We start from the raw sequence: 25,574 nt of genomic DNA, 5'->3' as shown, positions 1-25,574 counted from the left end.
ATTGACCATCACGCCCGAACAAAGCCCAGCGGCCTGCGCGATGCAACAGGGCTTGGCGGCAAAAGATGACCGGATCGTTGCGGCGTGGTGCCGGCAAGCATTAGCGGCAGGCCAGGAGGCCGCCGACCGGCTGGACGAGCGTATCGCCGCCCGCTTCGGTTACGGAGACGGTGCCGTCGCGCACCAGTGCGCCTTTCGCCAGCCCCTCGCGTTCCTCCAACACCAGATCGACCGAGACCGACAGCGTGGCATCGGCATAGCGCGCACTGGCCGCGGGCTTCGACGGATCGGCGCCATCCGCTCGCGCCAGATCGCGCGCGCCGCTGCCGAGCGCGATCCGCGCCGCGCCACCGCGTGCGACCAGCAGCAGCGCTGGCCGCGGATCACCGCGCCACAGGAAGATCGCGCATTCGCCGGGCGCCAGATCCTGCCGCGGCAGCGTGCCGAGCGAGAGGGCGAGCCAGAGCGCGGCTGTCACCATGTGCCATCCACCCCCAGCGCATAGCCGCCGGCCCCCGGTGCGAAGCCAGCCGCGAGCAGCCGATCACGCACTGCCGGATCGTTGCCGCGCACCGCCAAATCCACCCGATACCGCCCGCCCGGCAGCAACCGCAGCGCCAGCGTCTCCATCCCCGTCTGGCTGGCGAGCGGCAGCAGCAGCGCGCCATTGTCGCAGCGTGCCTCGCCGGTGAGCCCACCGGGCAGCGACAGGCCGGCGACATCGCCCGCCAGCCGCGCGGTGACCCGACCCTCGGCTGCGATACACACGCCATCCTCGAACCGGGCGGAGACATCGGCCAGATCGAGCGCGGCGATCGGCAGCGGCGCCAGCCGCCCCGCCAGCGGCACGAGCGCGGTGACATCATCGATGCCGAGCGCGTGGCGGCTGACGCTGATCGCGCCGGCGGCGGGATCGAGATCGCCGTCGCGCGCCAGATCGAGCCGGGCGCGGCCGACGAACAGCGGCCAGGGGCTGAGACCGATCCTGAGATCGCCGAGCGGAACGCCCGCCAGCCGCGCTTCGACCAGGCGGCCGCGCCAGATGCTGCCTTCGGCGGCGCGCGCGGAAAGGCCGACCCGGTCCATGCCGACCAGACCCAGCGCCAGTCGGGCCGGCAGCAGCAGCACGAGCATCGCGACGGTGGCGGCGGCCAGCAACAGCCGGTGGCCGACAGGCAGGCGGATCCGCATCAGCGCCCCCGTCCGCGCAGATCGACCTGCACCGACAGCGTGGCATCGCTGTTGGTGCGCGCCACCAGCCGATCGACCACGAGCCCGTAGCGGCTTTCCAGCTGGCCGATCCAGCCGAAGAAGGCGGGCGCGCGGACCGCGTTGATGACGAGCGTCGCACCCGACGATCCGAGCGGTTCGATGCGGGCGACGGTGAACCCCGCCTCGCTGGCCTGGGATGCGAGGAACGCCTGGATCGGCGCGCCCAGCGGCGGCGGCGCGCGCCGTTCGAGCAGGCGGATGGCATCGGCCTGGGCGCGGGCATCGCCCAGCGCCAGCACCGCGCGGGCATGGCGGGCGCGGGCATCGGCGAGCGCATCATCCGTCGGCCGGATGATGCCGGCCCAGGCGATGGTGATCGCCAGCAGCGCCGCCATCACAAGCAGCAGCCGCTGTTCGCGCAGGGTGCGCCCGGCCCACCAGATCTTCAGCCGATCGATCATCGTGCGCGCACCGTGAGTTCGGAGATCTGGCGGCCACCGCCGCTGCGGGGCGGCGCGGTATCGGCATCGAGCCCGGCAGCATCGAGCCGCGCTTCCAGTGCCGCGATCTCGGGCGCGCCGGTGGCGAGGATGGTGGCGGTGAGCGTGCCATCGCGATCGAACTGCAGCGCGCCGAGCTCGACATCCGGGGTCGCGCGGACGGCATCGAACAGCAACCCTGCGACGGTGCCATAGCCAAGGCCGCCGCCGCGCAGATCGGCCAGCCGCTCGCGCAGTTGCGCGGGGGGATTGGGCAGCGCGGCGGCGCGCGGCAGCACGGTGCGGGCGACCGTCTCGATCTCCGCCTCTGTGCGATCGGCGGCGATCGAATAGCGCAGGATCAGGGCAGCCTGGATAGCGAGCGTGGCAAGCAAGATCGCGCCGGCGACGATCGCCAGCCGCCGCGCCTGCGCCCAATCGATCCGCCAGCGGCGGCGACGCGCGAACGCGCCCTGCCGCAGATCGAGCGGAGGCGGATCGAGCAGGCCGGCCAGCCCCGATTCCACGGTGACGGTATCGACCGGCTCGACACCGTCTTCATCCAGCAGCGCCGCGAGATCGGGTTCGACCGTGTAGCCGCTGGTCGGCCCGCGGGCGACGATGGCGTGCGGCAGCGCCCAGTGCCGCTCGCCCGCTTCCGGTGGCGCGATCAGCATCGGTTCGGGCACGACATGATCGGGATCGAGCGCAAGCGCCTGCGCCTGGCCGAGCCAGCCCGCCATGCGATCGGCCGCGACCACTGCAATGGGATGAAAGCCATCGGCTTGACGCGAGCCCAGCGCCACATGCAGGCGATCGACGGGATCGAGGCTGATCTCCGCCGCCGTCATCCGTGCAGCTGCGCGCGCCTGAGCGGGGCTGAGCGACGGTAGTTCGATCCAGTGCAGCGCGACCTGCTGGCCGGGTGCCACGATCACCACCTTGCGACGGACCGCGCCGGGGCGATCGGCGGGCGCGGTGACCCAGCTGTCACCCCGCGCGGTGACGGCACCGCCCTCGAGCTCGAGCCAGCCATCGGACGCGCGCGCATCGCCGTCGCCGGCGAACAGCAGCAGCAGGCGGCCCGCGCTCATTCCTCGTCCCCCCAGCGACGTGCCACCACGCGCGCGGGCACCAGCCCGGCATCGATCAGCGCCTCCTCGCGCACCTGCGCGGCACCCAGTTCGGCGTCAAGCCTGAGCGCGAACCAGCGCGTACGGACTTGGGGCTGACCGACGACTTCGGCGGGCGGCACCAGCGCTTCCAGCGCAGGCAGCTTCCAGAAGGCGGTCGGATTGTCGAACCCTTCGACCGGTCGCGCGGTGAGGATACCGCGGGCGCGGTTGAGATCGAGCTGATCGGGCACCAGCATCGCCACCAGCGGCGCCTGATCGGGGGTGAGCGTGTTGACGTTGAGCGGCGACAGATCGGCGGTCGGCAGCGCGCAGACCCAGGGACGGAGCCGGGCGTAGAGCTCGGGCGTGACACCCGCGATCGCGCGCAGCTCGCTGGGATCGGCGATCAGCGTGTTGGCCGCGCGATACGGCGTGGCGGCACCGGCATAGGTCTCATCCTCCGCCCCGTCGGGATTGGGGATCGAGTCGCCATCCACCCAATCGGCGGTGGCGGCGGCGACACGGCGCGCCTCACCTTCCGGGATCTCCAGGATCCGCATCAGCGCGATGAACTGCTGCACGCCTGCCGGGCGCGGCGCAAGATCGGTCGGCACCAGCCCTTCGGCGACGCTGTTCAGGTTGAAGCAGTTGCCGCCATCGACCAGCCGCGCGGTGGCGATGCCGCCCGGCACTGGCATGCGGAAGGCGCGTCCCTGCCACCCGCCCGCCAGCGTGGTGGTGCGCCGTTCGCGATTGGCGAGCTGGCCGATGCGGGCGAGCGCGATCGCCTCTCCGCCCAGCGCCAGCCCGCGCGCCTGATCGAGCGCGGCGCCGTTGGCGGCGAGCCGCGTGGCCAGCGCGATCTTTTCCAGCGCGACTACCGAGATCGCGGCCATCACCGCGACCAGCATCAGCACCGCCAGCAGCGCCGCCCCCTCCTCGGCATGGGCGACGCGGATCATTGGCCGGTGCCCGACAGGAACAGCATGCGGACCGGGCCGACGCCATCGACGGTGACGGTGGCCTCGACCGCCCGCGGCACCGCGCTCGGCCGGACGGGATCCCACACCTCGCGCCATTCGCCGCCGAGACGATAGCGCAGCGTAAGCGCGGAGACGCCGCGCATCACCGGCGACCAGGCGGCCGGCGTGGCGCCATCGACCATCGGATAGGCGCGGCGCTCGATCCGGTCTCCCTCCAGCCGCCAGTCGACCCGCTGCAGCGAGGCGCGGGCCGCGCCGTCTGGATTGCTCCAGCCCGCGCGCACGAAGCCCAGGGCAATCGGGCCGCCGCCGGGGGTGCCGACGAAAGCGGCGCGCGGGCGGCCATCGGGATCGCGGCTGATGCGCGCGGTGGCCTGAGCGAGATCCCCCGCCATCAGTGCGGACAGGCGGCGGAGTGCGGCGACCTCGTCCAGCCGCTCCCCCGCCGCACCTTGCGCCTTCACGCTGAAGCCGAGCAGCGCGACGCCGGCCGCCGCTAGCAGCGCGAAGATGAACAGCGACACCATCAGTTCGACGAGCGTGAAGCCGGCTTCGCTGGCGGGCGCCGTTGGGCTCCGCAACTGGTCCCCGGCCTTCACGGGGGTGCGGGTATGCGGCCTTCTCATGTCGCCGGCCGGAACAGGGTCAGCGCGCCGGCCTGGCCGCCGTCCGCCGCGCGCACGGTGACGTCGATGCGGAGCAGGCCGGCATCGCCGCCGGGGGCAGTGGCGCGCGTCCACGCCCAGCTGCGGCCGCCATTCTGCTCGCTGCCCTGTTCGACGCCGACCGACGGCGCGACCGGATCGGTGACGGCGGCCACCGCGACGTTGCGTGCGACGATCTGGCCGAGCACCTGATCCTGCAGCCGCGCGGTAGTGGCGAGCGTGGCGCCTTCCAGCCGCAGCAGCGCGAGCGCCGCCAGGCCGAAGATGGCGAGCGCCACCATCAGCTCGATCAGCGTGAAGCCCTGTTCACCCCGCGACATCGATCGCCCCGTCGGCCGCGACCGAGACGCTGACCCGCGCATCGCCGCGCAGCAGCGTGACTGCGACCGGATCAGCCGCGCCGGTGGGATCAAAGATCGCGCGCAGCGTCCCCTTCTCGCCGACCACCGCCTGCGTGCCCGCCCCCCATTCGCGCCGTTCAAGCGGCCGATCGGTGATCGCGCGCCAGCGGCCGTGGCGGCGCGTTTCGAACGCATAGCCGCCGGGCGAGACGGTGAGCGCGACCGGGCTGGCCGCGACGATCGCCTGTTCCTGCGCGGCGCGGACGCGGGCGGCGAAGCGCTCACCTTCCTGGCGCAGCGATCCGCGCGGATCGGGCATCGCGACGACGACCGCAGCGGCGGCCAGCCCGATGATCGTCAGCACCACGAGCAGTTCGACCAGCGTGAAGCCGGCGTCGCCGCTGTGGTGCGTGCTACTTCCAGTTGCCGATATCGGCATTCTCGCCCTCGCCGCCTTCGCGGCCGTCCGCGCCAAGGCTGTAGATGTCGAACGGGCCATGCCGGCCCGGAGCCGCATATTGGTAAGCCGCACCCCACGGATCATCCGGCAGCCGCTTCACATAGCCGCCCTGGCGGTAGCGCCCGGTCTGCGCGGCAGCGGCGGGGGCGGTGACCAGCGCCTGCAGGCCATCGCCGGTGGCGGGATAGGTGAGATTGTCGAGCCGGTACATCTCGACCGCCTGTTCCAGCAGCGAGATATCGGCCTTGGCCTTGCCGATCCGCGCCTGATCCTGTGCGGGGAAGACGTTGATTACGACGATGGTCGTTAGCAGGCCGATAATGACGATCACGACCAGCAGCTCGACCAGGGTGAAGCCGGCCTCGTCATCGTCGCCGCAGCGCGGGTCGGGGCTCGTGACCGGCTGGCCTGCCACGCCGGGGGGACATGGGCTGTTGCCGGCGCAGGAGCGACGGAGGGATTTGATCATGGCAGTCATCATCCTGCGGCAAGCGTGTTGAGTTGGAGGATCGGCAGCAGGATCGACAGCACGATCAGCGCCACCACCCCGCCCATCACCACGATGATCGCGGGTTCCAGCAGCGACAGCGCGGTGGCGGTGAAGCCGTCGAACTCGCGTTCCAGATAGTCGGCGGCGCGTTCGAGCATGATATCGAGCCGGCCCGCCGCCTCACCGCTGGCGGCCATGTAGACCAGCAGCGGCGGGAACACGCCCGCGCGCTTGAGCGCGGCGGACAGGCTGCCGCCGCCGCGGATCGCCTCGACTATCTCTTCGGATGCGGCGCGCAGCGCGCGGTTGTGGACCGTGCGCGTGGTGAGCGACAGGCCCTCGAGCAGCGGCAGCCGGCTCTGCACCATCGTGGCCAGCGTGCGCGACAGCCGCGCAGCATGGAGATCGCGGATCAGCCGACCGAGCAGCGGCAGCCGCAGCATCCGCCGATCGACGGCCAGCCGCACCGCCGGATCCTTCAGCGCCCGCCAGAACAGCAGCCCGCCGCCCGCGAACGCGATCAGCAGCGCCCACCACCAGCCCTGCAGGAATTCGGACGTACCGATCACCATACGCGTGAGCAGCGGCAGCTGCTGGCCGACGCTGTCGAACTGTTCGACGACCTGCGGCACCACGAACAGCATCAGCGCGAACACCACCCCGATCGCGACCACCGCCAGCACCACCGGATAGGCCATCGCGGTCAGCACCTTGGCGCGAACCTGCGCCTGGCGTTCGAGCAGCAGCGCCAGCCGTTCTAGGATCGCGGGCAGCGTGCCCGCCCCCTCGCCCGCCGCGATCATCGCGCGGTAGAGCGGCGGGAAGCTGGCGGCCTGGCGGTTCATTGCATCGGACAGGCGCCGCCCTTCGAGCACGCCGGCATGGACCGCGCCGAGCACCGTCCGCGCGACTTCCTGTTCGGACTGGCGCGAGATGGTGCGCAGCGCTTCTTCCAGCGGCGTGACCTGCGCCAGCGTGGCGAGCTGGCGGGTGAACAATGTCAGCTGCTTCGACGACAGCTTGCGGCGCAGACCGATCCGGCGCGACAGCAAGGCGGGCGGCGGCGCGGCGGCGCTGCCCGGCTCGACGCGGACAACATAGAATTTCTGCCGTTCCAGCCGCGCGCGCGCATCGGCCGGGCTGTCCGCCTGCACCTGGCCGCGCTTCTCGCGCCCACCGGTATCGAGGACGAGATAGTCAAAGGCGGGCATCGGCTGCCCCTCGGCGGGCGCGCTCACGCATCGACCGCATCCCGGCGCATGATGCGGACGGCTTCCTCGGGCGTCGTCACCCCATCCTGCACCAGCGCGCGCGCGGCGTGGGCGAGATCAGCGGAACTGCGGAAGCCGTGCGCGGCGATATCGCCTTCGTCCGCACCGGCATTGATCAGGCGGCGGATGGTGTCGTCGATGCGGATCGCCTCGTAGACGCCGATCCGGCCCTTGTACCCGCTGTTGCCACAGGCGGGGCAGCCGCGCGCCTCGTGCACCGGATCACCGGGCGCGATCCCAAGCAGCGCGGCCATTGCGGGCGGCGCGGGCACCGCGACGCGGCATTCGGGGCAAAGTCGGCGCACCAGCCGCTGTGCGATCACCGCGCGCAGCGTGGAGGCAAGCAGGAACGGCTCCACCTTCATGTCGCGCATCCGCGTGATCGCGCCGGCGGCATCGTTGGTATGGACGGTGGACAGCACGAGATGGCCGGTGAGCGAGGCCTGCACGGCGATCTCGGCCGTCTCGCGATCGCGGATTTCGCCGACCATCACGACATCGGGATCCTGGCGCAGGATGGCGCGCAGCCCGGTCGCGAAATCGAGACCGACCTTCGAGTTCACCTGGGTCTGGCCGACGCCTTCGACCGCATATTCGACCGGATCCTCGACCGTCAGGATATTGCGGCTGCCATCGTTCAGCAGGCGAAGGCCTGCGTAGAGCGTGGTCGTCTTGCCCGAACCGGTCGGACCGGTGACGAGGATGATGCCGTTGGGCTCGCGCATCGCGCCCTGGACGGTCGACAGGATCGCGGGCGGCATGCCGAGCGCATCCATGGTGATGCCGGCATTCTCCTTGTCCAGGATGCGCAGCACGACGCGCTCGCCCGCGCGACTGGGCAGCGTGGAGACGCGGACGTCGATCAGCTTGCCGGCCAGCGTTAGCCCGATGCGGCCGTCCTGCGGCAGCCGGCGCTCGGCGATGTCGAGCCGTGCCATCACCTTGATGCGGCTGACGACGACGGGGGCCACATGCGGCGGCATCCGCAACGTCTCGCGCAGCACCCCATCGATCCGCATCCGCACGACGAGCCCGGTCTCGTAGGGCTCGATATGGATGTCGGAGACGCCCTGGCGGGTGGCATCGGCGATGATGCCGTTGATCAGGCGGATGGCAGGCGCATCGTCCGCCGAATTGAGCAGATCGTCGGCGGTCGGCAGGTCGCTCGCCAGCAGCGAGAGATCGTCGCCCAGCCCCAGCGAGCCTGCCGCGGCGGCGGCGGCATCGCCATCGACCGCATAGCGTTCGGACAGCACGCGATCGAACTGTTCGGCGGGCACGCGTTCCACCGCGAACGGGCGATCGAGATGGCGGCGGACCTCGATCAGCGGCTTGGCACTCTCGCCCTCGCGCAGGCCGAGCGTGAGCGCACCATCGGCTTCGTCCAGCACGACCACGCCGAAGCGGCGCGCGAAGGCATAGGGGATGAAGGCGGGAGGGCGGATGCGGACGACACCGTCATCCTGACGGACGTCAGGATCCAGAACCACGGGCGCCAGCGCCTGCGGCTCTGGATCCCGGTTTTCGCCGGGATAACGGGAAGGCTGTTCTCCCCGCGCGATCTTCATCGCCGGCGCTTCTTTTCGGGCGGCACCGGCACGGTCTGGATCACCGAGGTGGACGAGCGCACCGTGGGCCGGATCACCTCGGGCTGGATCACGGGCGCCTGCGGCACGGTCTCGATCGGGGCGACCTGCGGCGTGATGATCTGCGCGGGTGCGACCGTGGCGGGCGGCGCCAGCGCAGGCGGGTTGCTGCCCGGCAGCGGCACCGCGGGCAGCGGCGGCGTGGCCCCCATATAGTCGCGCACCAGCTCGTCCAGACTGGGTTCCACGTTCGGCTTCTGGATCAGCTGCTGCTCGCGGGCATAGCCGTAGCGGCGCTCGGCCACCGCGCGGCTGTCGGCGGCGGTCTTCAGGATGGTCGGGCGGATGAACACCATCAGATTGGTCTTGGTGCGGCTGCGCGCCTTCGACCGGAACAGCGCGCCGATCGCGGGCAAATCACCCAGCAGAGGGATCTTCTCGATCGTGCGGCGCTCATTATCGTCGAGCAGGCCACCCAGCGCCACGATCTCGCCATCGTCGACGGTGACGGTGGTCTCGATCTCGCGCTTGTTCAGGATCAGATCGTTGAAATCGCCCGACACCGGCCCCGCGATCGACGAGACTTCCTGGCGCAGGAACAGCTTGATCGATCCGCCCGCCCCGATCTGCGGTTTCACTTCCAGCTGGATGCCCACATTCTGGCGCTGCACGGTGCGAAAGGCGTTGTCGAAATTGTCGCTGAGCGCCTGGCCGGTGGTGATCGGGATCTCCTGGCCGACCAGGATCTTCGCTTCCTGATTGTCCAGCGTCATGATCGATGGGGTGGAGAGGATGTTGGACTTGTTGTCCTGCTTCACCGCGTTGATGATCGCGCCGAAGATATTGTCCCCCGACACGTCCGCAAAGCCTGCGAAGCCGCCCGCCGCCGACAGGATCGAGTTGACCGCCGCCTGGGCCAGCGTGTCGCTGACGCCGCTGTTGGTGGTGGTGGTGGTCGTGTTGCCGTTGACGGTCGTGGTCGAGGTATTGAGCTCGCGCGCGCCGATCGCGCCCGCGATCGTCAGGATGTTCGGCGCGGAGTTGGAATAGTTAGTGGCGGCGAACGGGATACCGTTGCCGCCGAGCAGGAACTGCACGCCGAGTTGCTTGGCGGCGGTATCCGATATCTCGACTATGATCGCTTCGACCAGCACCTGTTCGCGGCGCGAATCGAGCTGGCGGACGACTTCGCCAAGCGTGCGCTGCAGATCGGACGGGGCCGAGATGATGACCGCGTTGGCGCCTTCATAGCGCGCGACGACGGGCTGGCCGCGTCCGGCTTGCGGCCCCACCGCCGGCACGCTCGCAGCCGCCGGAGTGGCGCCGCCCGCCGCGCCCGCATTCGCCCCGGCGGAGGGGGTGTTGGCGACGGCTTGGCCGACCAGCGTCTGCAGCACCGGCACCAGTTTCTCGGCGTCGGCATGCTGGAGGAAGATCACGCGGATCTCGGTGCCGGAAGCGGCGCGGCGATCGAGATCCTCGGCGATCTGGACGAGCCGGGCGACGGTGGTGGGATCGCCGCGCAGCGCGATCGCGTTCGAACTGTCGATCGCGACGACCGAGACCGGCGCGGGCCCGCCCGGCTGGCCGCCGGCGGCCCCCGCGCCGACGAGCTGCTGGAGCGACTGGGCGAGATCGCGCGCGCCGGCATTGCGCAGCGGCACGACGCGCGTGGCCGAAGTATCGCGATCGATCCGGTTCAGCAGATCGCGGATGCGGCGGATATTGTCCGCATAGTCGGCGACAACGACGGCATTGCCCGCGCGATTGGCGGTGACCGATCCGCCCTGGCTGACCAGCGGGCGCACCGTTTCCACCGCCGAGGTGGCATCGATCGTCGACAGGCGGATGACTTCGGTGGCGAAGGCGTTGCTGCCCTGCGCCACCTGGCCACGCGCGGCGGCCCCTTCGGCCGGCTGGATGCGGAACGCGCCGCCGCCCGCGGGCACCGCAACCAGCCCGTTGGCGCGCAGCGTGGAGAGGAAGACCTCGAAATATTCGGTGCGGCTGAGCGGCCGGTCCGTCACCACCGAGACCTTGCCCTGCACGCGCGGATCGATGACGAAAGTGCGGCCGGTGACGCGGCTGGCATCCTGAATGAAGGCGCGGATATCGGCATCGCGCAGGTTCAGTACCTGCTGCGCCGAACCCGGCATGGCCAGCACCAGCGCGAGCGCGGCGGCCCCGAGCAGTGCGCGCCTCACTTCGCCACCTGCACGCGCAGCGCGACGCGGGCGCCGCCCCGTTCCACCTCGATCCCCGCGCCGCCATCCTGCTGGATGATCTGGCCGAAGCGCTGGGCATCGGCGGCATCGCGGATCGGCTGGCCGTTGACCGACACCAGCACGTCGCCCGGCTGCAGCCCGGCCGCGCGGAACGCCGCGCCATCGCCGGTCGGCTGCAGCGTGACACCGGTGACCGCGCCATCCGCGATCCGCGGCGACAGTTGCGTGCCGGCGACGAGCGCGGCGGCGGTGGCCTGGCCCTGCGGCACGGGCGGCGCGATTGCGGCGGCACTGCCGGTGGGCACGGCGCTCACGGTCTGGGCCGGGGTCGACTGATCAAGGAACAGCTGTTCGGCCGCCCCGCCGCGCGCGATCGTAATGCCGTCGAACGACACCGCGGTGAGCGTGACGCCGGGCAGGATCTGATCGCCGACCGCGAAGCTCTGCTGGCTGCCGTCGGGCAGGCCGATGATCGCGGAGCCGCGCCCCGTGGCCTGATCGGCGCGGGTGCCGAAGAGCTTCAGGTTAAGCTCGGTCACCACCACCGGGCCGGGCCCGGTACCGCTCAAGCGGAAGAAGGGATCGAACGTGGCGGCGATGTTGGCCGGGGCACTTGGCAGCGCAGCCGCGGCGGGGCGCCAATCACCGAGCGGGCCGACCGGGGTCAGCACCACCCAGACCAGCCGGGCCAGCTGCCAGGCGAGCGCCAGCAACAGCAGCAGCTCGACAAGTCCGTAGGGGCTGGTCCGCGGCAAGCTTCGCAACAACCGCGCAGCACGCGGGTCCAACATCAAACGCATAAAGGTCCACCACCCCCGCGGCACCGGCTAGTGAGGCTATATGACAGTGGGATTGCAGGAAAGGGATGTAATTGTTTCAGATCGGCGTCAGCCGCCGCGCGCCATCAGGATCCAGCCCAGAAATCCTGCGGGGGCGAGCAGCGCGCCGAACGGCAATCGCGTGCGGGCGCTGACCCGTCGCCCGGCCAGCGCAAGCCCTGCCACGATCGCGAGGCCAAGCAGGCTCGCGGCCAGCAGCGCCGCCGGCAGCAGCGCCCAACCGGTCCAGGTACCGATCGCCGCCATCAGCTTGGGATCACCGCCGCCCAGGCCGCGGCGACGCCGCACTAGCCTGTAGAGCGTCGCGATCAGCCAGAGCGCGGCAAAGCCGGCGACGCCACCGATCAGGCTGTCGCGGGGATTAGGGCCGACCCCAGCCAGCGATACGGCAAGGCCGCCTGCCGCCAAGGGTAGGGTCAGCCGATCAGGCAGCCAGAAATGATCGCGATCGAGCATGGCCAGCAGCAGCAGCACCCAGCCGAACAGCGCGCCGGCGATGCCGACCCAGCCCGGTGCCACGGCCAGCGCGACCGCGCCGATCATGGCAGCGATCAGCTCGGCGATCGGATGGCGGGAGTCGATCAGGCTGTGGCAGGTGCGGCACTTGCCGCGCGCACGCAGCCAGGAGAGCAGCGGGATCAACTCGAGCGGGCGAAGGGAACGGCCACAACCGTCGCAGGCAGATCGGCCGGCCAGCGCGGATCGACCGGCCGGCCAGCGGATCGCGACGGTCGCCAGGAAGCTGCCGGCGATCAGGCCCGCGCCGCCGCCCAGCAGGCTCGCGATCGGGCGCGGAAGTTCGATCAGGTCGGGCAGCATCGCCGCCCGCGAATCGCGCGGGCAGCAACGGCGTGCAACCGCTTATTTGACGACGACGCTCGCCATCTGGAACCGCGCCAATGCCGTGCGCGCGAGAACATCGGTGGAAACCACGCGACCGTTGCGGAGCGTGACGAGATGGTGGCGCGGTGCCGCCAGCGCGCGCGACCATGCGTCCCGCGCCCGTTCCAGCCGGCCGGTGCGATAATAGACCTCGCCCAGGTTGATCAGCACGGCCGGATCCGACCGGACCTGCGACGGAGCGCTGCGCAACCGCTGCTCGGCCGTCGCCCAATCCTGCTGATCGATGGCGTGCACGCCGAGCGCACCGACCGGCAGATCGGCGGCGACCTCGACTGGGGCCGCGATCGCGATTGTTCCCAGCGATAGTGTTCCTGCTGCAACAGCTGCACGAAGAAACTTCATTGCCCCTCTCCCGAGCAAACCGACCTACGATAGCGATGTTTGTTTCACTTTCATGACGTGCGCGCAAGAGCCAAGTTTTCTGCGACTTTATCCCCTACAGACGGGCCATGCTGCACCGCAAAATTGCCAAGCCGATTCGGCTGGCAAAGCTTGGTTGCGCGCGGATTCGGGCCTATCAGGCGGCATGTTGCAGCGCCGTAAGGGGCTGCCATGAATCTGTAACATCGCTGTAACCGGTTCGTCCGTCCGTATCGTCATGGGGTTGCCCACCGCCGGCCAGGGGCCGTGGTGATTACCAAAAAGGGGTCCTGATAATGAGGAAGTTGTTCATCGGCTGCGCCATGGTCGCGCTCGCCACGTCCGCCGCCTATGCGCAGGAAACGACGTCGAGCATTCGCGGCTCGGTGACCGCGGATGGCGCGCCTGTCGCCAACGCCACGGTGACCGTGACGCACGTCCCTTCGGGCACCCGTTCGACCGTGGTAACCGATGCCGCCGGCAGCTTCCAGGCGTCCGGCTTGCGCATCGGCGGCCCGTTCACGGTCGAGGCCGTCGCCAGCGGCTATCCGAATGCGAGCGTGACCGACATCTTCACCGTCATCGCGCAACCCTATGACGTCACGGTCGAGCTCGCGGCTGCGGGCGGCGAGGAAATCGTCGTGACCGCCAGCTCGCTGCCCAGCGCGCGGACCGTGAGCCAGGGCCCGGCAACCGTGCTGACTGCAGCCGACATCGCCAATGTCGCGACGATCAACCGCGACGTGCGCGACCTGATGCGCCGCGATCCGTTCGCCCGCCTCGACGATACGCCCTCGGGCGGCCGCGCCGTCTCGTTCGCCGGCCAGAACGCCCGTTTCAACCGCTTCTCGGTCGATGGCGTGCCCGTCACCGACAATTTCGGCCTGAACCCGGATGGCCTGCCCACCCGCCGCTCGCCGGTGCCGCTCGACGCGATCGGCCAGTTCCAGACGAAGGTCGCGCCTTATGACGTGCGCGAAGGCAATTTCCAGGGCGGCGCGATCAACGCCATCCTGAAGTCGGGCACCAACGAGTTCCACGGCACCGGCTTCTATTCCTATTCGGCCGACGAACTGACCGGCAAGCGCACCAAGGCGGGTCCGGGCGTGCCGACCGGCCGCGTGACGCTGCCGAACTTCAAGATCGAGAATTACGGCATCGAGATTGCGGGCCCGATCATCCCGGACAAGCTGTTCTTCATGGTGGCGGGCGAGCGGCTGCGCGCCGGCACCCCGATCGCCGAAGGCCCGGTGGACAACAATGCCGGTACCGCGATCCCGACCCTTACCCAGGCGCAGGTCGATCAGATCAGCGCGATCGCCCAGTCCAACTATGGCTATGACACCGGCGGCGTCCTGAACAACTCGGACGATCGCGACGACCGACTGGTGGCGCGCGTCGACGCCAACCTGTCCGAAACGCAGCGCGCGTCGATCACCTATCTGTACACCAAGGACTCGATCAAGCTCGGCCAGAACACGTTCGCGACCGGCAGCCCCGGCCTCGGCCTCGAATCGAACGGTTACACCTCGTCGAACCGGCTGCATGCCGGCGTCGTCCAGCTGAACTCGGACTGGAGCGATGAATTCTCGACCGAAGTCCGTGGCTTCTACAAGGATTACAAACGCGGCCAGGATCCGATCCTGGGTCGTGGCTTCGCGCAGTTCCAGGTCTGCACCGCGCCGACCTCCGATCGCGCCGCTCCGGGTTCGGCCGGGACCGGTGCATCGACGGCCTGCCAGCCGGGCTTTGCGACCGTCTCGTTCGGTCCGGATATCTCGCGCCAGTCCAACTCGCTGACCAGCCGCACCTATGGCGGCCTGGTGCAGGCGCGCCTGACCCGCGACGACCACGATCTCCGCGTGTTCGCGGACGTGCAGGACACGAAGATCTTCAACTTGTTCCTGCAGCGCAGCGCCGGCGACTATTATTTCGACTCGATCGCCGACTTCCAGGCCGGCAACGCGCAGCGCCTGCGTTACCAGAACGCGGTGCCCTCGCTGAACCCGGACGATGCGGCGGCGCGCTTCCGCTATCAGTCCTACGCGTTCGGCATCCAGGATACGTGGCGGATCAACGACATGCTGACGCTGGCCTATGGCGCGCGTTACGACATGTATGGCGGCCATAGCCGTCCGGCGCTGAACCAGAACTTCACGACCCGCTACGGCTTCCCGAACACGGCCTATATCTCGGGCCGCGGCGTGTTCCAGCCGCGTATCGGCGTCGATTTCAAGCCGACCAGCGACATCTCGCTGCGCGGCGGCGTGGGCATCTTCTCGGGTGGCTCGCCGGACGTGTATGTGTCCAACAGCTTCTCGAACACCGGCTTCCTGTCGAACTCGATCGACATCCGCCGCAACAACAACGGCACGATCACCGGCGCGACTGCCGCGCAGGGCGATGCGGTGCTGAACGGCGTCGACGGCACGAGCATCGATCCGGCAGCCAACGCCGTGCTGTCGAACGTCGCATCGTCGGCGACGGCGCCGACCAACGCGCTCGATCCGAACTTCAAGCTGCCGTCGCAGTGGCGCGCCACCGGATCGGTCGACTGGACGCCCGAGTTCGAGAACTTCCTGGGTGGCGGCTGGACGTTCGGAGCCGACTTCCTCTACTCGGCCGTGCGCAACCAGGTGTTCTTCACCGATCTGCGTGTCCGCCCGACCGCGCTGCGGACGCCGGACGGCCGCGTGCGGTATGAGTCGGTAACGACTTTTGCCGACACCAATTCGGACCTGTTCCTGACCAACACCAAGCTTGGCCGCAGCTACATCGCGGTCGCGCGGGTCGACAAGTCGTTCGACTTCGGCCTGTCGGTGGGTGCCAGCTACACCTGGCAGGACATCAAGGATCAGGCCCCGGCGACCTCGTCGACCGCATCGTCCAACTATGGCAATGGCGGCTTCCTTGATGCAAACGGTGCGGCCTACGGCATCTCGAACGACGAGGTGAAGCACAACATCAAGTATAACGTCACGTTCGACCACGCCTTCTTCGGCGATTACAAGACGACCTTCGCCCTGTTCGGCGAGACCCGCATCGGCCGGCCGTACAGCTTCACGATGCAGGACATCTCGAACGCGCGCAGCGGCGTGTTCGGCACGATCGGCAACAACTCGCGCTACCTGCTCTATGTGCCGACCTCGGGCACGGATGCGCTGGTCAGCTACGACTCGGCCGCCACCCAGACCTATTTCGAGAACCTGATCAATTCGACCGGGCTTCAGAAGTATCGGGGCAGCATCGCGCCGCGCAATGCGTTCAACTCGAAGTGGTTCACCCGGATCGACCTGCGCGTTGCCCAGGAAATCCCGACCGGGCTTGGCGACTCGCGGATCACGCTGTTCGCCAATATCGAAAACTTCACCAACCTGTTGAACAAGAAGTGGGGCCAGATCCGGGAGTATAACTTCCCGTACACGATCCCCGCCGTCCGCGTGCAGTGTCTGACGACCCCGGTCGCGACCGGCACCACCCCGACCACGGCGCAGTCGACCGCGAACACCTCGCAAGCCTGCGCGCAATATCGCTACTCGGCGCCCAACGCGACGCCGACCGACACGATCTATCCGCGCCAGTCGCTCTATGCGATCAGCGTGGGTGCGCGCTTCACCTTCTGATCCGATCGGAAGGCCGGCAAAGGAAACCCCGTCGCTCTCATCGAGCGGCGGGGTTTTCCGTTTCAGATGGGATGTGGCGAGCGCTATTCGACCGTCTCGCCGGGATCCACGCCCCACAGGCGAGCAATCTCGACGAAACCGGTGCGCCCGCGCACATCGAGCTCGCACCAGCCGCCCGCGCATTTGGCGATCTTGCCCGTGACGCCCGGCTCGGCACGCCACAGGATCCGACCCGACGCATCAGGAGACGTGCGCAGCGCGGCGGGCTCGGCCCCGGTCACGATCGCGGTGCGCTGGTCGGTCAGCAGCACAGCCGCCATCCAGCCCTCGGTACCGTCAGGCTCGCGCACCTTGCGCCAACTGGTGTGGACCGCGACGACCTTCAGCGGCAGTTCGGGCCGGCGATAGCGCCAGGTGGCGGGATATTCGCGACCCGGCCCGGTACGCAGCAGGGCATCGCCGGCTGCGAGCGACGCCCAGTAGGGCACCGGCCGCGGCGTCTGCGCGATCGCCGCTGTTCCTAGCATGGCCGCGATGCCGATTGCCGCCGCCCTGCCCCGCCTGCCCGTCATTCGATGCTCCCTACTATCACTCGCCTGATTAGGCGCGGCGGCGGCCCGGCGGCAAGCACGGGATCGCGCTTGACGCGACCCGCCGGCAGGGGCCAAGCCCGCCGCATGACCATGCCGTCCCCCCTCGTCATCGTCACCCGCCGGCTGACCGACGCGGTGGAACGGCGGATGGCCGAGCTGTTCACGGTCGAGACCAATCACGAGGACGCCGATTTCGATCGCACCCGCCTGGCGGATGCGCTGGCGCGGGCCGACGTGATCGTGCCGACCATAACCGACGAACTAGACGCCGATCTGATCGCGGCAGCGGGTCCGCAGCTGAAGCTGATCGCGAATTTCGGCAACGGCGTCGATCATATCGACCTGAAGGCAGCGCGCGCGCGCGGCATCATCGTGACCAACACGCCCGGCGTACTGACCGAGGATACTGCCGACATGGGGATGGCGCTGATCCTCTCGGTGCCGCGCCGCCTGGCCGAAGGCGAGAAGCTGGTGCGATCCGGCGACTGGAAGGGCTGGAGCCCGTGTCACATGCTGGGCCACCGGATCGGCGGCAAGGCGCTCGGCATCGTCGGCATGGGCCGGATCGGCCAGGCGATCGCAAGGCGCGCACGCGCGTTCGGGCTGGCGATCCACTATCACAACCGCCACCGGCTGCCGGCCGTCGTCGAGCAGGAGCTGGGGGCGACTTACTATCCCCAGCTGGATGCGATGCTGGGTGCGGTCGACATCGTATCGATCAACTGCCCGCACACGCCCGAGACGCATAATCTGATCGACGCGCGGCGGATCGGCCTGCTGCGGCCCGACTCCTATCTGATCAACATCGCGCGCGGCGAAATCGTGGACGAGGCGGCGCTTGTCGATGCGCTCGAGTCGGGGAGGATAGCGGGCGCGGGACTCGACGTGTTCGCACATGAGCCGGCGATCGATTCGCGACTGCTGGCCAGCGACAATGTGGTGCTGCTGCCGCACATGGGATCGGCCACGATCGAGGGGCGCGATGCCACCGGCGAAAAGGTGATCGCCAATATCCGTGCCTGGATCGACGGGCATCGGCCGCCCGATCAGGTGCTGGAAGGCTGGGCCTGATCCCTGTCCGACCTGCCGCACATGAACGCGGGATAAAGGAACCAGCCGGTTTGGCGGCCGTTTTCAGCCTGCGTTTCGGACATGGAAGGATATGACATGAAAAAGGGTACCATCATCGCCGGGCTGTTTGCCGCCTCGCTGGGCTTTGCAGCGCCCGCCACTGCGCAGAGCGCCGGCCAGATCCTGAAGGGCACCGCGATCGGTGCGGGCGGCGGCGCAGTCGCCGGCGCGATCATCCCGGGTCTTTCGACTGGTGACGGCGCGCTGATCGGCGCGGCCGGCGGTGCGGCCGTGACCGCGCTCAGCAAGAACCGCAAATATTATCGCGATAACCGCGGCCGGCGCTATTACCTGAACAAGCGTGGATACCGCGTCTATCGCCGCTGATCGATCATAAAGATCGTGACGAAGCGCCCGGCCGAAAGGTCGGGCGTTTTCATATTCAGGGCAGGCCGGCCAGCCATTCCGTGATCACTGCCCGCCCCGCCGCGACCGCCGAAGCGCCATGCGCATCGTGCGCCGCCCGCAGCGAAGCGGCGTTCGTGCCGGCTTCCGCCAGATAATCGTCCGCCCCGTCCAGCCAAGCCTCGAAGCGCGGATCCTGCCCCATTTCCGGATGGCATTGCAGCGCGAGCAGCCAGTTCTCGCGGCGGAATGCCTGGTGCGGATAGGCATCGGTGGAGGCCAGCAGCTCGACATCGGCCGGCAACGGGAAGGTATCGCCGTGCCAGTGCAGCACCGGCACGCCATCCAGATGCCGCACGGGCGAGGCCGCGCCGGCCGCGTTCAGCGTAACGGGATGGAAGCCGACTTCCTTGACCGGACCGGCATGGACATCGGCCCCCAGCGCCTGCGCGATCATCTGCGCACCGAGGCAGACGCCGAGCGTCGGCCGCCCAGCCGCCAGCCGATCGCGCAGGCGCGCGATCTCGCAATCGATCCAGGGATAGGCATCGCGTTCATACACGCCCATCGGGCCGCCCATCATCACCAGCAGATCGGGTGACAGAAAATCGGTGCGGCTGAACGCGCAATCCGCAACGTCGATGCGATCAATGACATAGCCGGCCTGTTCCACCGGCAGGCGAAACCCGGCGATCCCCTCATAGGGCGTGTGGCGAATGATGAGCGCGGTCTTCATGGCCGCCTGTCTAGGATGCGCGGCCGGCGCGCCGCACCCCCAGACATTCTTGTGGATAGGATAGCGCGGCCTGCCGCTGGCGGCTTGCCCCTGCCCGCATCGATCAGGCAGGAGGCAGGCGTGACCATCGGAATCGACATGGGGACGGATGGGTCCGGCGCGCCCGCGATGCTGGACCTGGAAGAGCTGCTGGCGACCCGGCTGCTGGTGCAGGGCAATTCGGGCTCGGGCAAGTCACACCTGTTGCGCCGGCTGATCGAGGGCAGCGCCGAATGGGTGCAGCAGGTGATCATCGATCCCGAAGGCGATTTCGTGACGCTGGCCGATCGCTTCGGCCATGTTTCGATCCAGGCGGCGGACCATAGCGAGGCCGAAGTGGCGCGGCTGGCGGCGCGGATCCGCGCGCACCGCGTATCGGTGGTGCTGAGCCTGGAAGGGCTGGATATCGATGGGCAGATGAAATGCGCCGCCGCCTTTCTGGGCGCGCTGTTCGATGCGCCGCGCGATCACTGGTTCCCGGTGCTGGTGGTGGTGGACGAGGCGCAGCTGTTCGCCCCCGCCGTGGCCGGCGAGGTGAGCGAGGACGCACGCAAGGGATCGCTCGGTGCGATGACCAACCTGATGTGCCGCGGCCGCAAGCGCGGGCTGGCGGGCGTGATCGCGACCCAGCGGCTGGCCAAGCTCGCCAAGAATGTGGCGGCCGAGGCCTCGAACTTCCTGATGGGTCGCACCTTCCTGGATATCGACATGGCGCGCGCGGCCGATCTGCTGGGCATGGAGCGCCGCCAGGCCGAGCAGATCCGCGATCTTGAGCGCGGGCATTTCCTGGCGCTAGGCCCCGCGCTCTGCCGCCGGCCGCGCGCGATTCGGATCGGCGCGGTCGAGACATCTGGCACGGGCGGCACGCCCAAGCTGGCGCCGCTGCCGCGCGTGGACGGGGAAGCCGCGCAGGCGCTGCTGTTCGACGGCGCGAGCGAGCCTGCGCCCCCGCCGCCACCGCCCCGCCCCGCCCCGCCGAGCGCGGACGAACTGATGCGCCGGATCGCACGGCCCGATCTGACGCCGATGGCCGCCGCGCCCGCATCCGCGCCCGAACCGGTCGATGCCGAGCCGATCGTGCAGGCGGTGCTGGCGGACATGGTGGCCGATGCCGAATCGAGCCATCGCACCGCGGCGGTGCTGTTTCAGGATTTCGGCGTGCGTTGCCGGATGAAGGGGCTGTCCCCCGCCCCGCTGGACCTGCCCGGCTTCACTCGCCGGCTGGCAATGGCACGCGCCGGGCTGTTCGCGGCCGATGGCGGCGAGGACGACTGGGCGACTGCGCTGGCGATCGGATCAGAGCTGCCGGACGACATGTTGGGCGTGTTCCTGCTGATCGCCCGCGCCGCACGGGACCAAGCGCCTTGCCCGAGCGATGCCGATGTCGCCCGCGTCTATGGCACCCATTCAATCGGCCGGGCACGCCGGCTGCTGGGCTATATGGAGGCGCAGGGCATCTTCGTGCCGCGCACCGACCTGAAGGGCCGGCGATCGATCGGCCTGCCCCGGCTGGGCTGGGCGACCGGGCCGGAAGCACCCGATGCCGCGCCGGAGCCGACCCGCGATCCGGCACCGACTTTGTTCGGATGAGCAACGGCTGGCAGTTCTGGATCGATCGCGGCGGCACCTTCACCGATATCGTCGCGCTGACGCCCGGCGGCGCGATCCGCACCGCCAAGCTGCTGAGCCACGACCCCGATCGCTATGCCGATGCCGCGGTGGCCGGCATCGAACGGCTGCTGGTCGCGGACGGTGATACGCTGGACAATGTCGATACGGTCAAGATGGGCACGACCGTCGCCACCAACGCGCTGCTCGAACATCGCGGCGAGCCGACCTTGCTGGCGATCACGCGCGGGTTCGGCGATGCGCTGCGGATCGGCTACCAGGCGCGGCCCGACCTGTTCGCACGCCACATCGTGCTGCCCGAACAGGCCTATGCCGCCGTCATCGAAATCGACGAGCGCGTGACGGCCGAGGGCGAGACGCTGGTGCCGCTCGACGAGCAGGCGGCGCGGGCGGCGTTGGCCGGCGCGTTCGACAGCGGTCTGCGCGCCGTCGCGATCGTGCTGATGCACGGCTATCGCCATCAGGCCCACGAACGGCGGCTGGCCGAGATCGCGTGCGAGATCGGCTTTCCGCAGATCTCGGTGAGCCACGAGGCGGCGGCGCTGGTGAAGCTGATCGGGCGCGGCGAGACGACTGTGGTCGACGCGTATCTTTCGCCGGTGCTGCGCCGCTATGTCGATCAGGTGACGCGCGGGCTGGGCACGCAGACCCGGCTGCTGTTCATGCAATCGAACGGCGGGCTGGCCGATGCCGGCGCGTTCCGCGGCAAGGATGCGATCCTGTCAGGCCCGGCCGGCGGCATCGTGGGCATGGCGGCGACCGCCAATGCCGCCGGGCTGGACCGTCTAATCGGGTTCGACATGGGCGGCACATCGACCGACGTGTCGCACCATGCCGGCAGCTTCGAGCGGACCGGCGAGGCGATCGTCGCAGGCCTGCGCGTGCGCGCGCCGATGCTGCAGATCCATACCGTGGCGGCGGGCGGTGGATCGATCTGCCGGTTCGATGGCGCGCGGCTGCGCGTGGGCCCGGAATCGGCGGGCGCAGACCCGGGGCCGGCCTGCTACCGCCGCGGCGGTCCGCTGACGATCACCGACTGCAACCTGCTGCTGGGGCGGATCCGGGGCGATCGGTTCCCCGCGCTGTTTGGCCCGAACGGCGATCTGCCGATCGATCGCGACATCGTGGAACAGCGTTTCGCGGCGCTGGCGGACGAGGTGGAAGCCGCGACCGGGTTGCGGCGCACGGCCGAGGAACTGGCGGACGGATTCCTGACGATCGCGGTCGCGGCAATGGCCAATGCCATCAAGACGATTTCGGTGGCGCGCGGGCACGACGTGACGCGGTACACGCTGGTCAGCTTCGGCGGCGCGGGCGGGCAGCATGCCTGTGCCGTGGCCGATGCGCTGGCGATGGACCGGATCATGATCCATCCGCTGGCCGGCGTGCTTTCGGCATTCGGGATGGGGCTGGCGCGGCAACGCGTCGTGCGCGAGGCGACGGTGGCGCTGCCCGCCGACGATCCCGCGATCGACGCGGCACTCGGCCGGCTGGCGCAGGAGGCGGCGCGAGCGCTTGCCGATCAGGGCAGCAGTGTCGATGCCACCGAACGCCGGCTGCGGCTGCGCTATGCCGGTGCGGACAGCACGCTGACGCTGGCCGCCGAGCCCTGCGGCACATTGGCCGCGCGGTTCACCGATCTGCACCGCGCCCGCTTCGGTTTCGCAGCGGAGGGCACTTCGATCATCGCCGATGCGGCCGAGGCGGAGGCGATCGGCCCGACGCTGGCTGCGGGCGCGCGCTTCGCCCCGGCCGCCAACACCCCCGCAGTGCCCAACGCCGGCGGCGCGATGCCGCTGTTCGATCGCGATGCGCTACCTGCGGGCCAGGCGATCGACGGACCCGCGCTGATCGTGGACGGATCGGGCACCACCTTCATCGCCCCCGGCTGGCGCGCGACCGTGGACACAACGGCCAACCTGATCATCGAACGCATGGCGCCGCGCGAAGCCCGCAGGGCCGCGGGCACCGACGTCGATCCGGTGCTGCTGGAGTTGTTCAACAACCTGTTCATGGCGATCGCCGAGCAGATGGGGGTCGCGCTGCAGCAAACCGCCTATTCGGTGAACATCAAGGAACGGCTCGACTTTTCCTGTGCGTTATTCGATGCGGCCGGCAATCTCGTCGCCAATGCGCCGCACATGCCGGTGCATCTGGGATCGATGGGCGAAAGCATCCGCGCCGTCATGGCAAACCGGCTCGGCGGGGCGGACGGGCGCGGCATGCGGCGGGGCGACGTCTATGCGCTGAACGACCCCTATCATGGCGGCACCCACCTGCCCGACGTGACGGTGATCATGCCGGTCTTCGCCGACCCGACGGATGCTGCGCCCCGCTTCTACGTCGCGGCGCGCGGGCACCAGGCCGATATCGGCGGAACCACGCCCGGTTCGATGCCGTCGGACAGCCGCAGCATCGCCGAGGAAGGCGTGCTGCTAGACGATGTTCTACTCGTCGACGAAGGTCGTTTCCTGGAGGCCGAGTTGCGCGCGCTGCTGGCCGGTGGGCGCTGGCCGGCGCGCGGGCCGGACCAGAATATTGGCGACATCCGCGCCCAAATCGCGGCCTGCGCGCGCGGGGCGGAGGAATTGCGGCGGACGTGCGCGGAGCATGGGCTGGAGACGGTCTGCGCCTACATGGGCCATGTCCAGGCGAACGCGGCGGAGACGGTGCGCGCACTGCTGGCGCGGATCGACGGTGGGCGCTTCGCCTATGCGATGGACAATGGCGCCGAGGTTGCCGTGACGATCGACGTCGATCGCGCGGCGCGGACGGCGCGGGTGGATTTCACGGGCACCAGCGCGCAGCGCGACGACAATTTCAATGCGCCGCGATCGATCGTGCGTGCGGCTTTGCTGTATGTGGTCCGCACTCTGGTGGACGAACCGATCCCGATGAACGACGGTTGCCTGGAGCCGTTCGAGATCGTGGTGCCCGAGGGATCGATGCTGAACCCGCGCTATCCGGCGGCGGTCGTCGCCGGCAATGTCGAGACCAGCCAGGTGGTGACCGACGCGCTGTTCGGCGCGTTCGGCGCGATGGCGGCCGCGCAGGGGACGATGAACAACTTCACCTTCGGCGACGAGACCCGCCAATATTATGAGACGATCTGCGGCGGATCGGGCGCCGGCCGCGATCATCCCGGCACCGCCGCGGTGCAGACGCACATGACCAACAGCCGGCTGACCGATCCCGAAATCCTGGAGACGCGCTTCCCGGTGCTGGTGGAAAGCTTCGCGATCCGGCCGGGATCGGGCGGGCGCGGCGCGCAGCCGGGCGGGGACGGCGCGATCCGGCGGATCCGCTTTCGCGCGGCGATGACGGCAGCGATCCTCTCGAACCGCCGCGCCGTGCCCCCGTTCGGGCTGGCCGGCGGGGGCAACGGCGCGCCGGGGCGCAACAGAGTGGAACGCCGCGACGGCCGCATCGAGGATCTGCCTGCCGCCGCCACGGTAGCGATGGAGGCGGGCGACTTGTTCGAAATCGCAACGCCCGGCGGCGGCGGTTATGGGAAGGGGGAAGCATGACCGGGCTCACGCGCGAAATCGCCGGCCGGCTAGCTCGGATCGCGCTCGGCCATGTCACCCTCCCCTATCCCTACAAGCTGGATCAGGTGCTGACCGGCGACGCCGATTGCCGCACGCCGGCCGCGCTGCACCCGATCTTCCATGGCAGCTTCGACTGGCACAGCTGCGTGCACAGCCACTGGCTGCTGGCGGTGATCGCCGCGCGCTTCCCCGATTTGGAAGAGACCGCATCGATCGCGGCATTGTTCGACGCGCAGTTCACGGCCGACAAGGTGGAAGGCGAGCGCGCCTTTCTCGATCGGCCGACCGCCGCCACCTTCGAGCGGCCCTATGGCTGGGGCTGGCTGCTGGCGCTGCACGCCGCCCTGCCCGCCCCGCACGCTAAGATGCTGGAGCCGCTGGCGCGCGCCTTCGCTGCACGCCTTGCAGATTATCTGCCGCGGCTGACATATCCGGTCCGCGCCGGAATCCATGCCAACACCGCTTTCGCGCTGGTGCTGGCGCACGACTGGGCAACGCGGCACGATGATAGCTTGGCGGCGCTGATCGCGGACTGGGCGCGCGACCGGTTCGGCGGCGATCAGGTGTTGCAGCTATGGGAGCCGAGCGGCGAGGATTTTCTGTCGGCCGCCTTGTGCGAGGCGGTGCTGATGGCGCGGGTCGATCCGGAAGGGTTCGTCGACTGGTTCGCGCGCTACCTGCCTGCGTTCGACCGCGGCGAGCCGGCCGTCCTGATGGCCCCGCTGATCGTGAGCGACCGCAGTGATTACCGCATCGCCCATCTCGACGGCCTGAACCTGAGCCGAGCCTGGTGCTGGCGCGCGATCGCCGCCGCGCTGCCCGCGGGCGATGACCGCAGCGATCGGATCACCCGGATCGCGGATGCCCATCTCGCAGCGAGCCTGTCGCACATCGACGAACATTATGCCGGCACCCACTGGCTGGCGAGCTTCGCGCTGCTGGCGCTGCTGGGGAGATGATTTCGTAACGCAGCGCTCCCATCAGGAGGCGTCGGCATGTCA

The 25,574-nt window shown here is 69.4% G+C and carries 23 protein-coding genes; 6 read left to right on the top strand and 17 right to left on the bottom strand.

From position 1 onward, the window contains the following. Window positions 1–100: 100 nt before the first annotated feature. From ABC347_RS02250 to ABC347_RS02180, 15 genes are all read right to left on the bottom strand, one after another. Window positions 101–478, bottom strand: a complete 378-nt coding sequence (locus tag ABC347_RS02250) for a hypothetical protein (RefSeq protein WP_413244160.1) — start codon at window positions 476–478, stop codon at window positions 101–103. Then, entirely contained in the window at window positions 475–1,191 is a 717-nt protein-coding gene (gene gspN, locus ABC347_RS02245; protein WP_413244159.1) for a type II secretion system protein N, read from the bottom strand. The genes ABC347_RS02250 and gspN overlap by 4 nt, the downstream gene beginning before the upstream one ends. Then, window positions 1,191–1,673, bottom strand: coding sequence for a type II secretion system protein GspM (gene gspM / locus ABC347_RS02240; protein ID WP_413244158.1), 483 nt, complete (start codon window positions 1,671–1,673; stop codon window positions 1,191–1,193). Before gspM ends, gspN begins: the two co-directional genes overlap by 1 nt. Then, window positions 1,670–2,785 carry a type II secretion system protein GspL gene (gspL, locus tag ABC347_RS02235; protein ID WP_413244157.1) on the bottom strand — a complete coding sequence of 372 codons (1,116 nt, stop codon included), beginning with the start codon at window positions 2,783–2,785 and terminating at the stop codon, window positions 1,670–1,672. The genes gspM and gspL overlap by 4 nt, the downstream gene beginning before the upstream one ends. Next, the gene (gspK, locus tag ABC347_RS02230; RefSeq protein ID WP_413244156.1) at window positions 2,782–3,768 is read right to left on the bottom strand and encodes a type II secretion system minor pseudopilin GspK; all 987 of its coding nucleotides are present in this window, start codon (window positions 3,766–3,768) and stop codon (window positions 2,782–2,784) included. The genes gspL and gspK overlap by 4 nt, the downstream gene beginning before the upstream one ends. After that, the gene (gene gspJ, locus ABC347_RS02225) at window positions 3,765–4,415 is read right to left on the bottom strand and encodes a type II secretion system minor pseudopilin GspJ (RefSeq protein WP_413244155.1); all 651 of its coding nucleotides are present in this window, start codon (window positions 4,413–4,415) and stop codon (window positions 3,765–3,767) included. Before gspJ ends, gspK begins: the two co-directional genes overlap by 4 nt. Next, on the bottom strand, window positions 4,412–4,774 hold the full coding sequence (gene gspI, locus ABC347_RS02220; RefSeq protein ID WP_413244154.1) for a type II secretion system minor pseudopilin GspI: 363 nt from the start codon (window positions 4,772–4,774) through the stop codon (window positions 4,412–4,414). The genes gspJ and gspI overlap by 4 nt, the downstream gene beginning before the upstream one ends. Continuing rightward, window positions 4,761–5,234, bottom strand: a complete 474-nt coding sequence (locus ABC347_RS02215; protein ID WP_413244153.1) for a GspH/FimT family pseudopilin — start codon at window positions 5,232–5,234, stop codon at window positions 4,761–4,763. The genes gspI and ABC347_RS02215 overlap by 14 nt, the downstream gene beginning before the upstream one ends. After that, window positions 5,209–5,724: a type II secretion system major pseudopilin GspG gene (gene gspG / locus ABC347_RS02210; RefSeq protein WP_413244152.1), complete on the bottom strand. Its 516-nt coding sequence runs from the start codon at window positions 5,722–5,724 to the stop codon at window positions 5,209–5,211. Before gspG ends, ABC347_RS02215 begins: the two co-directional genes overlap by 26 nt. 8 nt (window positions 5,725–5,732) lie before the next feature. Continuing rightward, a complete protein-coding gene (gene gspF, locus ABC347_RS02205) occupies window positions 5,733–6,956 on the bottom strand; it encodes a type II secretion system inner membrane protein GspF (protein WP_413246984.1) in 1,224 nt (407 codons plus the stop codon). A gap of 23 nt (window positions 6,957–6,979) precedes the next feature. Further along, window positions 6,980–8,584 carry a type II secretion system ATPase GspE gene (gene gspE / locus ABC347_RS02200; protein ID WP_413244151.1) on the bottom strand — a complete coding sequence of 535 codons (1,605 nt, stop codon included), beginning with the start codon at window positions 8,582–8,584 and terminating at the stop codon, window positions 6,980–6,982. Beyond that, complete coding sequence (gene gspD / locus ABC347_RS02195; protein WP_413246983.1) at window positions 8,581–10,758, bottom strand: type II secretion system secretin GspD; 2,178 nt, start codon at window positions 10,756–10,758, stop codon at window positions 8,581–8,583. Before gspD ends, gspE begins: the two co-directional genes overlap by 4 nt. Window positions 10,759–10,802: 44 nt before the next feature. Beyond that, window positions 10,803–11,618, bottom strand: coding sequence for a type II secretion system protein N (locus ABC347_RS02190; protein ID WP_413244150.1), 816 nt, complete (start codon window positions 11,616–11,618; stop codon window positions 10,803–10,805). A gap of 96 nt (window positions 11,619–11,714) precedes the next feature. Further along, the gene (locus tag ABC347_RS02185; RefSeq protein WP_413244149.1) at window positions 11,715–12,485 is read right to left on the bottom strand and encodes a prepilin peptidase; all 771 of its coding nucleotides are present in this window, start codon (window positions 12,483–12,485) and stop codon (window positions 11,715–11,717) included. Between the two features lie 42 nt (window positions 12,486–12,527). Beyond that, complete coding sequence (locus ABC347_RS02180; RefSeq protein WP_413244148.1) at window positions 12,528–12,911, bottom strand: tetratricopeptide repeat protein; 384 nt, start codon at window positions 12,909–12,911, stop codon at window positions 12,528–12,530. Window positions 12,912–13,225: 314 nt separating this feature from the next. On the opposite strand from ABC347_RS02180, the gene ABC347_RS02175 reads away from it, so the two are divergent. Further along, complete coding sequence (locus ABC347_RS02175) at window positions 13,226–16,552, top strand: outer membrane beta-barrel protein (RefSeq protein WP_413244147.1); 3,327 nt, start codon at window positions 13,226–13,228, stop codon at window positions 16,550–16,552. 83 nt (window positions 16,553–16,635) lie between these two features. Here the strand turns inward: ABC347_RS02175 and ABC347_RS02170 are convergent, their stop codons facing one another. Next, a complete protein-coding gene (locus tag ABC347_RS02170; protein WP_413244146.1) occupies window positions 16,636–17,124 on the bottom strand; it encodes an SH3 domain-containing protein in 489 nt (162 codons plus the stop codon). A gap of 111 nt (window positions 17,125–17,235) precedes the next feature. Here ABC347_RS02170 and ABC347_RS02165 point away from each other — a divergent pair, with 111 nt between their 5' ends. Together ABC347_RS02165 and ABC347_RS02160 are read left to right on the top strand one after the other, a co-directional pair. Beyond that, the gene (locus ABC347_RS02165) at window positions 17,236–18,216 is read left to right on the top strand and encodes a 2-hydroxyacid dehydrogenase (protein ID WP_413246982.1); all 981 of its coding nucleotides are present in this window, start codon (window positions 17,236–17,238) and stop codon (window positions 18,214–18,216) included. 96 nt (window positions 18,217–18,312) lie between these two features. Further along, the gene (locus tag ABC347_RS02160; protein ID WP_413244145.1) at window positions 18,313–18,603 is read left to right on the top strand and encodes a hypothetical protein; all 291 of its coding nucleotides are present in this window, start codon (window positions 18,313–18,315) and stop codon (window positions 18,601–18,603) included. Between the two features lie 55 nt (window positions 18,604–18,658). Here the strand turns inward: ABC347_RS02160 and ABC347_RS02155 are convergent, their stop codons facing one another. Continuing rightward, a complete protein-coding gene (locus ABC347_RS02155) occupies window positions 18,659–19,357 on the bottom strand; it encodes a glutamine amidotransferase (RefSeq protein WP_413244144.1) in 699 nt (232 codons plus the stop codon). Window positions 19,358–19,477: 120 nt separating this feature from the next. Here ABC347_RS02155 and ABC347_RS02150 point away from each other — a divergent pair, with 120 nt between their 5' ends. From ABC347_RS02150 to ABC347_RS02140, 3 genes are read left to right on the top strand one after another with little or no spacing between them, the layout of a single operon-like run. Next, on the top strand, window positions 19,478–20,986 hold the full coding sequence (locus ABC347_RS02150) for a helicase HerA domain-containing protein (protein ID WP_413244143.1): 1,509 nt from the start codon (window positions 19,478–19,480) through the stop codon (window positions 20,984–20,986). Then, a complete protein-coding gene (locus ABC347_RS02145) occupies window positions 20,983–24,552 on the top strand; it encodes a hydantoinase B/oxoprolinase family protein (protein WP_413244142.1) in 3,570 nt (1,189 codons plus the stop codon). Before ABC347_RS02150 ends, ABC347_RS02145 begins: the two co-directional genes overlap by 4 nt. Further along, the gene (locus ABC347_RS02140; RefSeq protein WP_413244141.1) at window positions 24,549–25,532 is read left to right on the top strand and encodes a DUF2891 domain-containing protein; all 984 of its coding nucleotides are present in this window, start codon (window positions 24,549–24,551) and stop codon (window positions 25,530–25,532) included. Before ABC347_RS02145 ends, ABC347_RS02140 begins: the two co-directional genes overlap by 4 nt. Window positions 25,533–25,574: the final 42 nt, after the last annotated feature.

The sequence above is a fragment of the Sphingomonas canaveralia genome (assembly GCF_047238125.1).
Lineage (GTDB): Bacteria > Pseudomonadota > Alphaproteobacteria > Sphingomonadales > Sphingomonadaceae > JBDFMH01.
This window is presented reverse-complemented; position numbering and strand designations above follow the sequence as displayed.

Coding starts and splice junctions, on each gene's coding strand:
- gspI (WP_413244154.1), bottom strand. CDS start 4,774: ATGTCGCGGGGTGAACAGGGCTTCACGCTGATCGAGCTGATGGTGGCG.
- gspL (WP_413244157.1), bottom strand. CDS start 2,785: ATGAGCGCGGGCCGCCTGCTGCTGCTGTTCGCCGGCGACGGCGATGCG.
- ABC347_RS02180 (WP_413244148.1), bottom strand. CDS start 12,911: ATGAAGTTTCTTCGTGCAGCTGTTGCAGCAGGAACACTATCGCTGGGA.
- gspN (WP_413244159.1), bottom strand. CDS start 1,191: ATGCGGATCCGCCTGCCTGTCGGCCACCGGCTGTTGCTGGCCGCCGCC.
- ABC347_RS02140 (WP_413244141.1), top strand. CDS start 24,549: ATGACCGGGCTCACGCGCGAAATCGCCGGCCGGCTAGCTCGGATCGCG.
- gspJ (WP_413244155.1), bottom strand. CDS start 4,415: ATGAGAAGGCCGCATACCCGCACCCCCGTGAAGGCCGGGGACCAGTTG.
- ABC347_RS02165 (WP_413246982.1), top strand. CDS start 17,236: ATGCCGTCCCCCCTCGTCATCGTCACCCGCCGGCTGACCGACGCGGTG.
- gspK (WP_413244156.1), bottom strand. CDS start 3,768: ATGATCCGCGTCGCCCATGCCGAGGAGGGGGCGGCGCTGCTGGCGGTG.
- gspD (WP_413246983.1), bottom strand. CDS start 10,758: ATGCCGGGTTCGGCGCAGCAGGTACTGAACCTGCGCGATGCCGATATC.
- ABC347_RS02145 (WP_413244142.1), top strand. CDS start 20,983: ATGAGCAACGGCTGGCAGTTCTGGATCGATCGCGGCGGCACCTTCACC.
- ABC347_RS02160 (WP_413244145.1), top strand. CDS start 18,313: ATGAAAAAGGGTACCATCATCGCCGGGCTGTTTGCCGCCTCGCTGGGC.
- ABC347_RS02185 (WP_413244149.1), bottom strand. CDS start 12,485: ATGCTGCCCGACCTGATCGAACTTCCGCGCCCGATCGCGAGCCTGCTG.
- ABC347_RS02170 (WP_413244146.1), bottom strand. CDS start 17,124: ATGACGGGCAGGCGGGGCAGGGCGGCGGCAATCGGCATCGCGGCCATG.
- gspE (WP_413244151.1), bottom strand. CDS start 8,584: ATGAAGATCGCGCGGGGAGAACAGCCTTCCCGTTATCCCGGCGAAAAC.
- gspG (WP_413244152.1), bottom strand. CDS start 5,724: ATGATCAAATCCCTCCGTCGCTCCTGCGCCGGCAACAGCCCATGTCCC.
- ABC347_RS02175 (WP_413244147.1), top strand. CDS start 13,226: ATGAGGAAGTTGTTCATCGGCTGCGCCATGGTCGCGCTCGCCACGTCC.
- ABC347_RS02215 (WP_413244153.1), bottom strand. CDS start 5,234: ATGCCGATATCGGCAACTGGAAGTAGCACGCACCACAGCGGCGACGCC.
- gspF (WP_413246984.1), bottom strand. CDS start 6,956: ATGCCCGCCTTTGACTATCTCGTCCTCGATACCGGTGGGCGCGAGAAG.
- ABC347_RS02155 (WP_413244144.1), bottom strand. CDS start 19,357: ATGAAGACCGCGCTCATCATTCGCCACACGCCCTATGAGGGGATCGCC.
- gspM (WP_413244158.1), bottom strand. CDS start 1,673: ATGATCGATCGGCTGAAGATCTGGTGGGCCGGGCGCACCCTGCGCGAA.
- ABC347_RS02190 (WP_413244150.1), bottom strand. CDS start 11,618: ATGTTGGACCCGCGTGCTGCGCGGTTGTTGCGAAGCTTGCCGCGGACC.